The 14,427-nt window shown below is 69.8% G+C and carries 11 protein-coding genes; 6 read left to right on the top strand and 5 right to left on the bottom strand.

The annotated features are described in order from the left end of the window. Positions 1 to 690 precede the first annotated feature (690 nt). The 4 genes from ABZT06_RS40845 to ABZT06_RS40830 are packed head-to-tail and all read left to right on the top strand — an operon-like array spanning position 691 to position 4,915. Positions 691 to 1,986, top strand: coding sequence for an extracellular solute-binding protein (locus tag ABZT06_RS40845; RefSeq protein WP_355752830.1), 1,296 nt, complete (start codon positions 691 to 693; stop codon positions 1,984 to 1,986). A gap of 6 nt (positions 1,987 to 1,992) precedes the next feature. Continuing rightward, the gene (locus ABZT06_RS40840; RefSeq protein WP_355752828.1) at positions 1,993 to 2,991 is read left to right on the top strand and encodes a sugar ABC transporter permease; all 999 of its coding nucleotides are present in this window, start codon (positions 1,993 to 1,995) and stop codon (positions 2,989 to 2,991) included. After that, the gene (locus ABZT06_RS40835) at positions 2,988 to 3,821 is read left to right on the top strand and encodes a carbohydrate ABC transporter permease (protein WP_355752826.1); all 834 of its coding nucleotides are present in this window, start codon (positions 2,988 to 2,990) and stop codon (positions 3,819 to 3,821) included. Before ABZT06_RS40840 ends, ABZT06_RS40835 begins: the two co-directional genes overlap by 4 nt. A 56-nt stretch (positions 3,822 to 3,877) precedes the next feature. Continuing rightward, complete coding sequence (locus ABZT06_RS40830) at positions 3,878 to 4,915, top strand: endo-1,4-beta-xylanase (protein ID WP_355752824.1); 1,038 nt, start codon at positions 3,878 to 3,880, stop codon at positions 4,913 to 4,915. Between the two features lie 1,334 nt (positions 4,916 to 6,249). On the opposite strand, the gene ABZT06_RS40825 is transcribed toward ABZT06_RS40830, so the two are convergent. From ABZT06_RS40825 to ABZT06_RS40815, 3 genes are all read right to left on the bottom strand, one after another. Then, positions 6,250 to 7,287: a LacI family DNA-binding transcriptional regulator gene (locus ABZT06_RS40825; protein WP_355752822.1), complete on the bottom strand. Its 1,038-nt coding sequence runs from the start codon at positions 7,285 to 7,287 to the stop codon at positions 6,250 to 6,252. Positions 7,288 to 7,481: 194 nt separating this feature from the next. Continuing rightward, positions 7,482 to 7,679, bottom strand: coding sequence for a DUF5999 family protein (locus tag ABZT06_RS40820; RefSeq protein WP_020123464.1), 198 nt, complete (start codon positions 7,677 to 7,679; stop codon positions 7,482 to 7,484). 375 nt (positions 7,680 to 8,054) lie between these two features. Then, positions 8,055 to 8,621: a hypothetical protein gene (locus ABZT06_RS40815; RefSeq protein ID WP_355752819.1), complete on the bottom strand. Its 567-nt coding sequence runs from the start codon at positions 8,619 to 8,621 to the stop codon at positions 8,055 to 8,057. A gap of 525 nt (positions 8,622 to 9,146) precedes the next feature. Between ABZT06_RS40815 and ABZT06_RS40810 the strand changes: the two genes are divergently transcribed. Next, positions 9,147 to 10,664, top strand: coding sequence for a glutamate-cysteine ligase family protein (locus tag ABZT06_RS40810; RefSeq protein WP_355752817.1), 1,518 nt, complete (start codon positions 9,147 to 9,149; stop codon positions 10,662 to 10,664). A 21-nt stretch (positions 10,665 to 10,685) separates the two neighbouring features. Here ABZT06_RS40810 and ABZT06_RS40805 read toward each other — a convergent pair whose 3' ends face one another. Beyond that, on the bottom strand, positions 10,686 to 12,461 hold the full coding sequence (locus ABZT06_RS40805) for a substrate-binding and VWA domain-containing protein (protein ID WP_355752815.1): 1,776 nt from the start codon (positions 12,459 to 12,461) through the stop codon (positions 10,686 to 10,688). 209 nt (positions 12,462 to 12,670) lie between these two features. On the opposite strand from ABZT06_RS40805, the gene ABZT06_RS40800 reads away from it, so the two are divergent. Continuing rightward, positions 12,671 to 13,471 carry a type II CAAX endopeptidase family protein gene (locus tag ABZT06_RS40800; RefSeq protein ID WP_355752813.1) on the top strand — a complete coding sequence of 267 codons (801 nt, stop codon included), beginning with the start codon at positions 12,671 to 12,673 and terminating at the stop codon, positions 13,469 to 13,471. Here ABZT06_RS40800 and ABZT06_RS40795 read toward each other — a convergent pair whose 3' ends face one another. Further along, positions 13,472 to 14,284 carry a PhzF family phenazine biosynthesis protein gene (locus ABZT06_RS40795; RefSeq protein ID WP_355752811.1) on the bottom strand — a complete coding sequence of 271 codons (813 nt, stop codon included), beginning with the start codon at positions 14,282 to 14,284 and terminating at the stop codon, positions 13,472 to 13,474. Between the last annotated feature and the right edge of the window lie 143 nt (positions 14,285 to 14,427).

Below are 14,427 nucleotides of genomic sequence, written 5' to 3'. Positions count from 1 at the left end.
CGGGCGGGGTGGCGACAGGAAACCGTCCCTGAGGCGGAGATCTGCTGCGGAGGCCGGGGGGTTCCGGAGGTGCGGGGACGGGCATCTTCAGGGCCTGGTCGCGCAGTTGACGCTGGGCGTCGAGGGAAGTGTGACCACGTGGACGCCACCGATCACGTGGACGCCGCCGCCGGTCACCTCGACGCGCTCGCGCGGCCCGCGAAAGTAGCTCGCGTCACTGATCGTGTGGCGACGCGGACAGCTTCGTAATGTTCGCCGGTGCTACCGAATGTTTCGGCGGCGTGTGCGGGTCAGGTGGCGGCGGATGCGCGGCGGCTCGGTCGTCGGAGGTCACCCCCGGTCCCGGTGCGCTGCCGCCAGGTCGGGTCGGAATCACCGGCGCGGCGCGTGACCGTCACGAAGGAGCCCGCGCTTCGGCGCCTCGTCCCCCGAGGAGGCCGAGTGGGACGTCTCGGGATCGGTGCCGCACGGGAAGTGCTCACACGGCGACCCGCCCCCGTTCTCCGAACCAAGCCCCTTCGGGACGAGTTGGCGGCTCAGTCCGCGAACATTCCCTGTGCACAGGGGGTTGCCACCGTTTACCAGCTGTCTCTAGGGTGCGGCAGCAGCGAAGCTTTCTGGATCTACTCCGAAACTTTCGGACCGCAGGACGGACAAGGACGGCTCCGTCCCGTACCCAAGGAGCGCATCATGGGCGACCCGGCACTGTCCCGCCGTGGCTTTCTGGCGGCGTCCGCCGCGGCCGGTCTGGGCATGACGGCACTGACCGGCTGTGGCGGCGACTCGGACGGAGGATCGTCCGACGGGACGACCACAGTGGAGTGGTGGAACATCTCCACCACCGAGCCGGCGAAGAGTGTCTGGGCGAGCCTCGCCAAGAAGTACGAGGCGCAGAACCCCAAGGTGAAGATAAAGATCGTTCAGTTGGAGAACGACGCCTACAAGTCGAAGATGACGGCACTGACCGCCTCCGGGAAGCTCCCCGACATCTTCCACACCTGGGGCGGCGGCGTGCTCAAGCAGCAGGTCGACGCGGGGCTCGTCGAGGATCTGACCGAGCGGACCAAGCCGTGGGCCGACGGTCTGCTGAAGGTCACCAAGGAGCCGTACCTCCTCGACGGCAAGGTCTACGGTATTCCGTTCGACATGGGCATGATCGGCTTCTGGTACAACAAGAAGCTCTTCAAGCAGGCCGGTGTCAGTGAACCCCCCACCACCTGGGGCGGATTCCTGGAGGCCGTGAGCAAGCTGAAGTCGAAGAACATCACGCCGATCGCCCTCGCCGGCAAGGAGAAGTGGCCCGGCATGTACTACTGGGCCTACCTCGCGATGCGCACCGCCGGCATCGACGCGCTCCAGAAGGCGAGCGAGGCCAAGGACTTCACCGGCGCCGGGTTCGTCGAGGCCGGCCGGCACCTCAAGGAACTCGTGGACCTCCAGCCCTTCCAGAAGGGCTTCCTCAACGCCGCCTACTCCACCCCAACCGGCCAGGCCGCCGCCGTCGGCAACGGCAAGGCGGCCATGGAACTCATGGGCCAGTGGGCCCCGTCCGTGGAGGCCGACAGCGGCAAGGGCCTCGGGAGCGACCTGGGCTTCTTCCCGTTCCCCGCGGTCGAGGGCGGCAAGGGCGCCATCACCGAGGTGTTCGGCGGCGGCGGCGGACACGCCCTGCGCCGCGGCGCTCCGCAGGCCGCCGTCGACTTCCTGAAGTTCTTCGCCTCCGAGGCCACAGAACTCGAACTGGTCAAGAAGACCAGTGTCCTTCCCGTGCTCCCGAACGCGGAGAAGGCCATGACCGACCCCAACCTCAAGCTCGTACAGGCCCAGTTGAAGGCCGCCACCGGCTTCCAGCTCTACCTCGACCAGGCGTACGCCCCCGCCGTCGGCCAGGAGGTCAACGACAGCGTGGCCGCGCTGATCGCCGGCTCCAAGTCCCCCGAACAGGTCGCCCAGTCGATCACGCAGACGGCGAAGGAAGAGCAGTAGCCCGCGATGACCTCCACGTTCCTCGCAGACAAGCGGAGCGGTCCGGGCACCGATCTCCCGCCCCCGGAATCAGTCAGGGCCCGGGGGCGGGGCCGCCGGCGCGTGACGCACTGGCTCACCGCGGTCGGCTTCCAGCTGCCCGCCCTGGTGCTGTTCATCGGCATGGTCCTGCTGCCGATGCTGTTCGCGCTGTACGCCGCCTTCTTCCGCTGGGGCGGCTTCGGCATGCCCTCCGACTACGTCGGCGTCGACAACTTCACGTCGCTCTTCGACAACCCGGTCTTCCTCGGCGACCTGTGGCGCTGTCTGGTCCTGGTCGTGCTGTCCCTCGCGCTCCAACTGCCGTTCGCGCTCGCCATGGCGGTCCTGCTCAACCAGAAGCTGCGCGGCCGGGCCGTCTACCGGATGCTGTTCTTCGCGCCCTACGTCCTGTCCGAGGCGATCACCGGTGTGCTGTTCAGCATGGTCTTCGCCCCGGACTCCGGACTGGCCGACCACGTCCTCGGCGCGGTGGGTCTCGACGGCGTCGGCGGGCTGTGGTTCGCCGATCCCTCCTACGTCATGGCGACGCTCTTCCTGGTCATGATGTGGAAGTACTTCGGCTTCCACATGATGCTCTACCTGGCCGGACTCCAGTCCATCCCACGGGAGTTGACCGAGGCGGCGCTCATCGACGGCGCCGGCGCCTGGCAGCGGTTCCGCAACGTCACCCTGCCGCTGCTCGCGCCCACCCTGCGGATCAGCGTCTTCCTGTCCGTCATCGGTTCCATCCAGCTCTTCGACCTGGTGTGGGTGGTCACCCAGGGCGGCCCCGACCACCACTCCGAGACCATGGCCGTGACCATGTTCCAGTACGGCTTCAAGCGCTACCAGGTCGGCTACGCCAGCGCGATCAGCGTGGTCATGTTCGGCATCTGCCTCGTCTTCGCCCTCGCCTACCAGCGGTTCGTGCTCCGCCGCGACCTCGAAGGGGCCACCACGACGATGAGGGGGGACGGCAAGTGACCCGCCGTACAGAGGGTGTGCGCACCCTGCCGCTGCACGTGATCCTCGTCGTCGTCGGCGCGGTGATGGTCGTACCCCTGGGCTACGCCGTCCTGTCCGGGTTCAAGTCCACCGACGAGCTGTCCAGCAACCCCTTCGGGCTGCCCAAGCACTGGCTGACCAGCAACTACACCGACATCCTGACCGGGAGCGACTTCTGGCGACTGCTCGGCAGCAGCACGCTGATCGCGGTCGGTACGACCGTGCTGGTGGTCGCGGCGTCGGCGCTCGCAGCGTTCTCCTTCGCGCGGTTCGCCTTCCGCGGCCGGGAGGCGCTGTTCACGCTCTTCACGATGGGGCTGATGTTCCCCTTCGCGGTGGCGGTCCTCCCGCTGTTCCTGCTGCTGCGCTCGCTCGGCCTGCTGGACAACCCGCTCGGTGTGATCCTGCCGCAGGCGGCCTTCGGACTGCCGATGACGATCATCATCCTGCGGGCCTTCTTCCGGGAGATCCCCGGCGAGCTGGAGGAGGCGGCCACGCTCGACGGGTGCAGCCCCTTCGGCTTCTTCTGGCGGGTGCTGCTGCCGATGGCGCGGCCCGCGCTCGGCACGGTGTCGGTGCTCGCCGTCGTCACCAGCTGGAACAACTTCATGCTGCCGCTGCTGGTGTTCACCGACAACACGTGGTGGACGCTGCCGGTCGGTGTGCAGCAGTTCCAGGGCCAGTACTCCGCGGAGTACGCCCGTGTCTTCGCCTATCTCGTCCTGGCGATGGTGCCTGCCCTCGCCTTCTACTCGGTCGCCGAACGCCAACTCGTCGGCGGACTGACCGCCGGTGCCACGAAGGGCTGACGGCGGCGCTTTCACCAGTACGGCTCACCCACCCCCCGCACGTGAGGAGTCGCCCCATGCGCAAGAACCGTCTGAGACTCGTCGGAGTCCTGGCCGCCGCCCTGGTGGTCACCGGGCTCGGCGCACCCGCCCAGGCCCACGGCAAGACGCCCACTCTCGCCGACCTGGCCCAGCGCCACGGCCGTTACTTCGGCAGTGCCACCGACAACCCAGAACTCGTCGACGGGCCGTACAAGAAGATCCTCGGCAGCGAGTTCGACCAGATCACGCCGGGCAACGGTATGAAGTGGTACGCCACGGAACCCGAGCAGGGCGTGTTCGACTTCTCCCAGGGTGACGAGATCGTGAAGCTGGCCCGCGCGCACCACCAGAAGGTGCGCGGCCACACCCTCGTCTGGCACAGCCAGTTGCCCGGCTGGGTCACCTCGCGCGAGTGGACGGCGGCCGAGCTTCGGGCCGTACTGAAGAAGCACATCCAGACCGAGGTACGGCACTACCGGGGCAAGGTGTTCGCCTGGGACGTCGTCAACGAGGCTTTCAACGAGGACGGCACCTACCGGGAGACCGTCTTCTACAAAACTCTCGGCCCCGGTTACATCGCCGACGCCCTGCGCTGGGCCCGCCAGGCCGACCCCAAGGTCAAGCTCTACCTCAACGACTACAACATCGAGGGGATCGGGGCGAAGAGCGACGCCTACTACAACCTGGCCAAGGAGCTGAAGGCTCAGGGCGTCCCGCTCGACGGCATCGGCCTCCAGACTCATCTGGCGCTCCAGTACGGCTATCCGACCACCCTCGAGGACAACCTCCGCCGCTTCGCCGAGCTGGGCCTCGACACCGGGCTCACCGAGGTCGACATCAGGATGATCCTTCCCGCGACCGAGGAGAAGCTGGCCCAACAGGCCGAGTGGTACGCCGATTTGACCGACGCGTGTCTCGCGGTGCGGCGGTGTGTCGGGATCACGATCTGGGACTACACCGACAAGTACAGCTGGATTCCCGCCTTCTTCGAGGGCCAGGGTGCCGCGCTGCCGTGGGACGAGCAGCTCCAGCCGAAGCCGGCGTACTACGCGATCCGGGCGGCGCTGAAGTAGGGGGCGGGCTGTTCCGCCGGCGCCGCTCGCTCGGACTGACCGACCGGGGGAGTTGCGCTGCCGGGCGATCCGGATCGACAGCCCTGACGAGAGCCGGGCGGGGTTCGCCGGATACCGGGGGGATGTCCACGCCCGGCACCGGGGGCCCGCCCGGTCAGGCCGTGTGAGACGGGTGCGCTGGCGGGCTTCGACGGGGGCGCTCGTCCTGGTTCGGCTTGGTCAGGTTGTGTGAGAGCCCTCCAGTCTGCACGACGTCGGCGGTAGGTGATCGTCTTGGCCGGGCCCTCGTGGGCGGCTCGGCGGCCCAGTCGGGCACCGCTCGGCCACACGGCGGGTGAGGGCCCGTCTGCGGCGGATCCGTCTCGCGGGGGTGCGGCGGTGGCGGGCGGTATCGCCGTGGTGTCTCAGGCGGTGGCCGGTGGTGGGGTGCTCGGCCTCGTCCCGGGCTGTGGGGTTCGGTGGTGATTGGTGGTGGGGTGCTCAGCCCGATCGTGGTCCGTGGTCGGTCGGGTGGTGATTGGTGGCCGGGTGCTCGATCCCATCCTGGGTCGTGGTCTGTCGGGCGGTGGCCGGTGGTGGGGTGCTCGGCCTCGTCCCGGGCTGTGGGGTTCGGTGGTGATTGGTGGTGGGGTGCTCAGCCCCATCGTGGGCCGTGGTGTGTCGGGCGGTGGCCGGTGGTGTGGGGTGCTCGGCCTCGTCCCGAGCCGTGGGGGTTCGGGAGTGATTGGTGGTGGGGTGCTCAGCGCCACCGTGGTCCGTGGTCGGTCGAGCAGTGACCGGGGGCGCGGTGCTCGACCCCACGCCCGGTCGTGGGCCGTCAGATGGTGGGCGGGGGTGCGGTGCTCGGCCCCATCCACGGTCGTGGTGTGTGTCGGGCAGTGACCGGACGAGGCGGTGCTCGAACCCACGCCCGGTCGTGGGCCGTCAGATGGTGGGCGGGGGTGCGGTGCTCGGCCCCATGCAGGTCGTGGTGTGTCGGGCAGTGACCGGAGGAGGCGGTGCTCGACCCCACGCAGGGTCGCGGTGGGTCGGGTGGTGACCGGAGGGGGCGGTGCTCGACCCCGCGCACGGTCGTGGTGCGTCAGGTAGTGGGCGGGGGCGCGGTGCTCGACCCCGTCCATGGTCGTGGTGTGTCAGGTGGTGGGGTGCTCGGCCCCGTCCCGGGCCGTGGCCGGTCGGATGGTGATTGGTGGCTGAGGTGCTCAGCCCCACCGTGGTCCGTGGTCGGTCGGGCGGTGATTGGTGGCCGGGGGCTCCCACCCCATCCTGGGTCGTGGTGTGTCGGGCAGCGACCGGAGGGGGCGGTGCTCGACCCCGCGCACGGTCGTGGTCCGTCAGGTGGTGGGTGGGGGTGCGGTGCTCGAGCGCACCACCAGTTCTGTTCCGAGTTCCACGCGCGGTGAGTCCGGGCGTTCGTCGCGCGCCAGTTTGAGGACCGTGTGGACGGCCAGTTTGCCCATGTCGGCGAGGGGTTGGCGGACGGTCGTCAGTGGGGGCGCCGACCAGCGGACTTCCGGAAGGTCGTCGAAACCCACCAGGCTCATGTCCTGCGGCACCCTCAGACCACGCTGCCTGAGCGCCTCGATCGCGCCGAGGGCCATCTGGTCGCTGGCCGCGAACACGGCGGTCGGCGGCTCGGGCAGGTCCAGGAGCTTCTCGCAGCCCGCGAAGCCTGACTCCGGATGGAAGTCGCCGGGGACGACCAGCGCCTCGTCGAGGGTGAGACCGGCGCCCTCCAGAGCGGCCCGGTAGCCGTCGAGGCGGGCGCGGGAGCAGAGGAGTCGGGGAGGCCCGGCGATCATGCCGATCCTGCGGTGGCCCAGCGACAGCAGGTGTTCGGTGGCCGCGAGCCCCCCCGACCAGTTGGCGGCGCCGATGGTGGGGGCGTCCAGCGCGGGGGAGCCGGCCGGGTCGACGACCACCAACGGGACGCCGAGCACGCGCAGTTCGTCGTGAAGGACGGTGTCCAGGGCCGAGGTGACCAGGATGACCCCGTCGGAGGCGCGGGCGCGCAGGTTGCGCATCCACTCGCGGGCGTCGCCGGAGCGGCCGTGGATCGCGGAGACCACGGTGCCGACACCCTCCGCGTGGGCGACCTCCTCGACTCCCCGGATGATCTCCACCGCCCAGGGGCTGTCGAGGTCGTTGAAGACCAGGTCGAGCAACGAGGCCCGGGTGCCGGGGGCCGCGGGGCGCTTGCGGTAGCCGTATTGCTGGAGCAGTTCCTCGACCCGGGCGCGGGTGCGCGGGGACACGTCCGACCGGCCGTTGACCACACGGGACACCGTCGGCACCGAGACTCCGGCCTGCCGGGCGATCTCCGTGATGGTGACTCTGCCCCGGGGTCCGGCGTCGGCCTCGCCTGCTGTCACTTGCCCACCTCCGCGTCGGAGCCTCGAACGCGTCGGGCTCGAAACTTCCAGGAGTCTTCCGGAAAGGTAGGCCCATACACAAGGCGTCACAGGGAGTGATCGCCCACGGACATGCGTCGGGGCCGGTGCGCAGACGATCGCTGCGAGCCGGCCCCTCAAGGTCTCCGGGCGATCCGGCGGCCGCCCGGCCGTGCTCAGGCGGCCGTGGCCGCCGCGAGCGGGCGGTGCGGGGCGATGACCCGACCGTCGGGCAGGAGCTCACCGGTGTCCTCGAAGAGCAGAACGCCGTTGCACAGCAGGCTCCAGCCCTGTTCCGGGTGGTGCGCCACGAGGCGGGCGGATTCCCGGTCGGCGGAGTCGGCGGTGGGACACGGTGGCTGGTGCTGGCACATTGGTGGGATCTTTCGCTGTGTTGTGGTCATGACGTCCCCCGTTGCGATAACTCAGTCCGAACCCAGTGTTGCCCTACGAGCGTCAATCCGCAGGGATTTCGCCTCACCACTTCTTCACAGGTTGGAGACGCGTCACCCGGCCGGACGGTTCATCTCAACTGCACTGTCCCTTCGGGTGGTTCGAGGGGGTCGAATAGGGCTAGTCCACCTGGAGTCAGTCCCGCGTTCGGCTCGTACGAGCAATTACGCGCTCGTACGAGCAAATAACTTCTGTGTGGCCCCTGGGGGATTTCGTACGACCCTAATGGCGTCCGAGACACAGTCGTACCCCGCTACCCGGAATTCGGGGCGGGGTACGAGTGGGCGGGGCGAGGTTCAGGCGGGTGAGCCGAGCAGTGGGGCCGGAGTCACCCGATGGGTCAGCACCGGGAGCAGTTCGGCGGCCCGGTGCGGGCGGTGCGCGGCGATGCCGGGCGGGGCCGGTGCCAGCGGGACGAGCAGGTCGGTGGCGGCGAGGTCGCCGGTGTCGGCGCCCGCCGCGCAGTCGCCGTGCAGCCACAGCGCGAGCATGTACAGGCCCGGGATCGACAGCAGGCGCGGTTGGTAGGGCTGCTGCATCACCTCCGCCTGGCGCAGCGCGCTCTCGGTGGACGCGATGTAGGGGCCCTCGAAGAAGTGCGAGAACGCCCAGCCGTCCGGGGTCAGCATGGTCTCGGCCGCGGCCACCGAGCGCTCGCCGCAGCGGATCAGGAAGCGCCACCCGGCCAGCCTGGTGGCGGTGCCGTCCAGGACGTGTACGGGCAGGGGGAGCTCGGGTGTGACAGGTCCCTGGGCGCGCAACAGGGAAGGGGTCCGGGCCTCGCGGACCGCGGTGGGCGAGGCGAGTGCGGTGAGGACGGAGCGAAGTGCTGGTGCGGGAGCCGGAGGGACATGCAGCGGCATGGTGGGTCGCCTCTCATTCGACAGGCACGGTGGCGCGAGGGCGGGGGCGGACGACGCTGTCAGCTCACGGGGTCAGAGAGGCGGGGGCCGGGGTCCGGTGACGCGGGTGCGGGTGAGGACCGCCGTACGTCACCTGACGGCAGGATCGAGGACCGCGGGCGCCAACCCTCTGCCTTGTTCGCGGAGTTTATACGACATATGTTCACGCGATGTTTCGGCTAGCCGTTTCCGGCGTACCGGGCAAGGAGTCATTCGGTCGGCGATACGCGGGAATCATCCCGATGCCGTGACTACTCCGAGGCGGTGACCTCGGGGAATGCTCGGCAAGCGGTCGGCTTATTCTCGTCGGCGTTTTTCACGAGTTCATCGGGGCACTCGAAACTGCTGACAGCCGCATGCCGAGTGAATGTGCCACCGGTCACATCCGACAGCGTAGCGGGCTCGGGGCCGCGGCGGGACGTTATCGATCGTTCCGGCTGGGCATCATCCCATCTGAATCATGACGCAGCGAGGAGGGACCCTTCGATGGGGGAGAAGGTCGTGGCAGGCCAGTTCGACCTGTCCGATCGCCAGCGCTACCGCGCCAAGCTCCGGACGTGCCTGACGGGGCTGGAGCGGCTTCTGGCGGAGCAGCGGTTCGATCGCCCCAAGAACCTGATGGGGCTCGAGATCGAATTGAATCTGGTCGGCGCCGACGGTATGCCGAGAATGCTGAATGGAGAGGTCCTCGAACGCATCGCAAGCCGAGATTTCCAAACAGAACTCGCCATGTTCAACCTGGAAGTCAACATAGCCCCACACCGGTTGGGCGGCAGAGTATTCGACCGGCTCGCGGAGGAACTCCGTACCTCGCTGGCATATGCCGACCGTAAAGCGGGCGAGCTCGACGCGGGAATCGTGATGATCGGCATTCTACCGACCCTCGACCGGGACGACCTGGTCTCCTCCAACCTCTCCGACGTCGACCGCTACACCCTGCTCAACGACCAGATCGTCGCCGCGCGCGGCGAGGAGTTCGTCCTCGACATCGACGGGGTGGAACGCCTCACCTGCACCTCGAAGTCCATCGCCCCGGAGGCCGCCTGCACCTCCGTACAGCTGCACCTCCAGGTCACCCCCGGCCGCTTCGCCGACGTGTGGAACGCCGCGCAGGCGGTGGCCGGCGTGCAGATAGCCGTCGGCGCCAACTCGCCCTTCCTGTTCGGCCGGGAGCTGTGGCGCGAGTCCCGGCCGCCGCTCTTCCAGCAGTCCACGGACACCCGCCCGCCGGAACTCCAGGCCCAGGGCGTCCGGCCGCGCACCTGGTTCGGCGAGCGGTGGATCTCCTCGGCGTACGACCTCTTCGAGGAGAACCTGCGCTACTACCCGGCCCTGCTGCCGATCTGCGACGACGAGGACCCGCTGAAGATCCTCGACGAGGGCGGGGTGCCGTCCCTCGCCGAACTCGTCCTGCACAACGGCACGGTGTACCGCTGGAACCGGCCCGTCTACGACATCGCCGACGGTGTCCCGCACCTGCGCGTCGAGAACCGCGTGCTGCCGGCCGGCCCCACCATCACGGACGTCATCGCCAACGCGGCCTTCTACTACGGCCTCGTCCGCGCCCTCGCCGAGGAGCCGCGGCCCGTGTGGACCCGGCTGCCCTTCGAGGCGGCCGCGGCCAACTTCGACGCCGCCTGCCGCCACGGCATCGACGCGCGCATGCTCTGGCCCCGGCGCGGTCGGTACGGCGGCACCGTCGAGGTCGACGCGGTGAGCCTCGTACGCGACGAACTGCTGCCGCTCGCGGAGGCCGGGCTCGCGGGGTGGGGCGTCGAGGCCGCCGACCGGGACCTGTATCTCGGGGTGATCGAGGAGCGGTGTCGGCGCCGGGTCAACGGGGCGTCCTGGCAGGCGGCGACCTTCCACCGGGCACTGGAGGCGGGGCTGTCGCGGGACGCGGCGCTGGCGGCCACGACACGGCGGTACAGCGAGCTGATGCAGCAGGGAGAGCCGGTGCACACCTGGCCGGTCGGGCTGCCGGAGCCGGTGCGGCTGGGATGAGGGCCCTCGCCGAGTGCGGGGTCAGCCGCCGCCCTTGGCGCCCGCCGCCACGATCGCTTTCAGGATCACCGTGTGGATCTGGGCGGGGTCGTTGACCTGCTGGCCGGAGCCGCCGGTGGCCTCGGCGAGCTGCTGGGCTTCCGCGCGGTCGGCGTCGGGGCCCACGGCGATCACGATCAGGGGGACCGGGCGTGCCGGGCTGGAGAGCTTCTCCAGTTCGGAGACCAAGGCCCCGCGCGAGATGCTGCCGGGGTCCTGGTTGACGCCGTCGGTCAGCACCACCAGCGCGTTGAACTTCCCCTCGGCGTAGGAGGACGTCGCCGCCTTGTACGCGGCGAGCGTGGTGTCGTACAACCCCGTCGCGCCGCCCGGCACCGGCTCCAGGCCGCCGAACGCCGCTGACAGCCGCTCCCGTTGGGTGCCGCCCGCGGCCGTGCTGTCGCCCAGTCGGTTGGTCGGCACGAGGATCTTGTAGTCCTTGTCGCCGTCGAGCTTCGTGGAGAACTCCCACAGGCCGATCTCGTCCTCCTGGGTGAAGGTGGCCAGGGCCTGGAGGAGAGAGGCCCTGGTGACGTCCATCCGGGAGCGGCCGGTGCCCGGGACGGCCTCCGACATGGAGGCGGACGCGTCCACGACCGTGGTGATCCGCGCGCTCTGCACGGTGATCGTCCAGGTGCCGAGGGCCTCCTGGAGCGCTGTCGCGGAGGCGGGCTCACCGGCCGCCGCCGTGTACGGCTGCGGCACCTTGCCCCCGGCCTTCGCGACCAGTGAGGCCGACACCTGGTCGTCGGAGGTCCTGAACCCCCGGTCGGTCAGCAGCTGTTGCTGCTCGGGCTTGCGCAGATACGTCATGAAGCGGATCGCCGCCCGGCTCTCGTCCGTGCTCAGCCGTGTCTCGTCGAGGAGCGCGAACGGGTAGTCCAGCCGCGGTGAACCGTCCTCGGGGTAGAAGAAGTCCAATCCGTCCCCGGACTCCGCCGAGGAGTTGTACGCGAAGGCCGCCTGCTCGGACAGCACCAGCGCCTGGTTGCGCTTCGGATTGCCCTGCTCGGTGCCCGAGGAGTCCCGCGGCAGTGTCTCCACGAGCTGGCCGTCGCTGTCGGAGATGCGCTGCGAGAGCGACTTCATCATCGCCGCGGCCTGCGTCGCCCCGTTCTCGGCCTTTCCCGCCGCACTGCTGAGCCGGGTCAGGGCGAGCAGTCCGGAGGCGCTGCGCGCGGGGTCGGCGGCGCCCAGCTTGAGGGAGTCGTCCCGCAGGGTGGCGCCCGCCAGTTCGAGCCAGCCGTACGTCTTCTTCGGCCAGCCCAGCGACTTCGCTGCGGTCGGCACCATCGCCATCCCGACCGGACTGGAGGCGACGTTGCCGACGCGGGCCACCTCCGTGGCGCCGGAGTCCGCGGAGATCTGCTCCAGCCATACGTCCGAGTCCGGCACCCACACCTGCGCACCGGGGTCCTTGCCGGCCGCGAGCGTGTCCCTGACCTTGTACGACTCACGCGCGGTCACCGAGATGCCGACGCAGCGCCCGTCGGAGGTGAGGTTCTCGTCGTGGGCCCGCTCGGCCGCGGCGCGCAGCGCGGGGGCCACGTCGGGGGAGGCGGCGACCTCGATCCGTACCGCCTCGTCCCGGCAGGAGGAGCCGAAGGAGAGCAGACCGCCGTGGACGGCGGCGGCCGTACCGCCGGCGACGGTCAGGACGAGAGCCGTTGCGATGGCCACGGTGCGGCGGCGGCGCGCGCGTGGGCGGGGGTCGCTGCCGCCCGCCCCATACTGATCGGGCAAGCTGTGACGTCCCATGACGGTGGTGCCCCTCCCTGTCGACTCCCCGTGCCCGGACAGCCGTATCCGGCAGGAAGGGTGGGAGGTACGCCCCGTACGGCGTCCGTCCCCCCGACGGCCTGTCGCGCACGATCTTCGGAAGTGCTCACGATCTTCGTAAGTTCTTTCGAAGGACCCTAGCGGGGCGGAGTTGGGGATGAGGCTGGATTACTCAACTGGAGGCAGGTGTGCAGGCGGAGGAAGGGGCAGTGGCCGATTCTTTTCCGCAGATGGCGCTCTCACGGAAGTTCTTCCGTGCCGAGACGCTGCTCGTTCTGGGGCTTTCGCTCGGTGCGAGCGGTGTGTCCGCGCTGATCAGTTTTGTCGGATCGGTCACCAAACCTGGGGGTCTCAAGGACCAGGCGGCGACCCTCAACGCCTCGGCCGCGCCCGGCCGTCCCTGGCTGGATCTCGCCTGGCAGCTCTTCGGGATCGCGTCGGCCCTGGTGCCCGTCCTCCTGGTCGCGCACTTCCTGCTGCGCGAGGGGCAGAGCCTCAGGACCCTCGGCTTCGACCGCACCCGGCCCGGCTTCGACCTCGCCCGTGGCGCCGGGGTCGCGGCCGTGATCGGCAGCACCGGGATCGCCTTCTACCTGGCCGCGCGCGGGCTGGGCTTCAACCTCACCGTGGTGCCCGAGGCGCTGCCCGACGTGTGGTGGAAGTACCCCGTGCTGATCCTCTCGGCGATGCAGAACGCGATCCTCGAAGAGGTGATCGTCGTCGGCTATCTGCTGCGCCGGCTGAACCAGCTGGGCTGGACCCCCGGCACCGCCCTGGTGGCCAGTTCCGTACTGCGCGGCAGTTACCACCTCTACCAGGGCGTCGGCGGCTTCATCGGCAACATGGTCATGGGGGTGGTGTTCGTCTACCTGTACCGGCGGTGGGGCCGGGTGGGCCCCCTGGTGGTGGCGCATTCCCTGCTCGACATCGGGGCCTTCGTGGGATACGCGCTGCTCGCCGGGAAGGTGGGCTGGCTGCCGACCGCGTGATCAGGCGAGCAGCTCGCCCTCGATGACCGTGACCGCACGGCCCGTCAGCAGCGTGCGCTCACCGCGCAGCCCGGTGCGGACCCGGCCGGAGCGGGGCGAGGCCTGCAGGCCGGTGAGATCCGTACGGCCGAGCCGCTCCGACCAGTAGGGCGCCAGGGCGGTGTGGGCGCTGCCGGTGACCGGGTCCTCGTCGATGCCGACGTTCGGGAAGAAGCAGCGGGAGACGAAGTCGTAGCCCAGGTCTGGGTTCTCGACGCGGGCGGTGGCGATGATCCCGCGCTCCGAGTAGGCGGCCAGGGCCTTGAGATCCGGGCGCAGGGCGTGGACGGTCTTCTCGTCGGCCAGTTCGAGCAGCAGGTCGCCGAGGTTCGGGCCGGTGTCGAAGGCGGTGAGCGGCTCGGCGCCCAGCGCCTGCCCGACCCCCTCGGGAAGCGCGACCCGGGTGAGCGGGGCCGTCGGGAAGTCCAGGGTGATCGAGCCGTCCTCGCCGGGTGTGGCGACGAGGACACCGCTGCGGGTCGCGAACCGTACCGGATCCCGGTGGATGCCGGTGCTGAACAGCACGTGGGCCGTGGCGAGCGTCGCGTGGCCGCACATGTCGACCTCGGTGGCGGGCGTGAACCACCGCAGCGCCCAGTCGGCCTCGCCGCCTGCGGGGAGCCGGTGCGCGAAGGCCGTCTCGGCGTGGTTGACCTCCAGGGCGATGTTCTGGAGCCGCTCGTCGTCCGGGAAGGCGTCGTCCAGGAGCAGGACCCCCGCCGGGTTGCCGGTGAAGGGGCGGTCGGCGAAGGCGTCGACGATTCGGATGCGCATGGGCTGACGGTACGGCGTGGCCCCGCGCCGGGGACAAGGCCAATCCGGGGTCGCTGGACCGATTTCCCTCTCGATTTCGGCACCGTGAAGTGATCTGGCTCACAAGCTGTCACGGCGTCCGCGCCCCCGGTGTCTTGAGGCCG

The sequence above is a fragment of the Streptomyces sp. NPDC005483 genome (assembly GCF_040606035.1).
In the GTDB taxonomy this organism is placed as follows: domain Bacteria; phylum Actinomycetota; class Actinomycetes; order Streptomycetales; family Streptomycetaceae; genus Streptomyces.
Note: the sequence above shows the minus strand (reverse complement) of the source record. Positions and strands in the feature narration are given on the sequence as shown.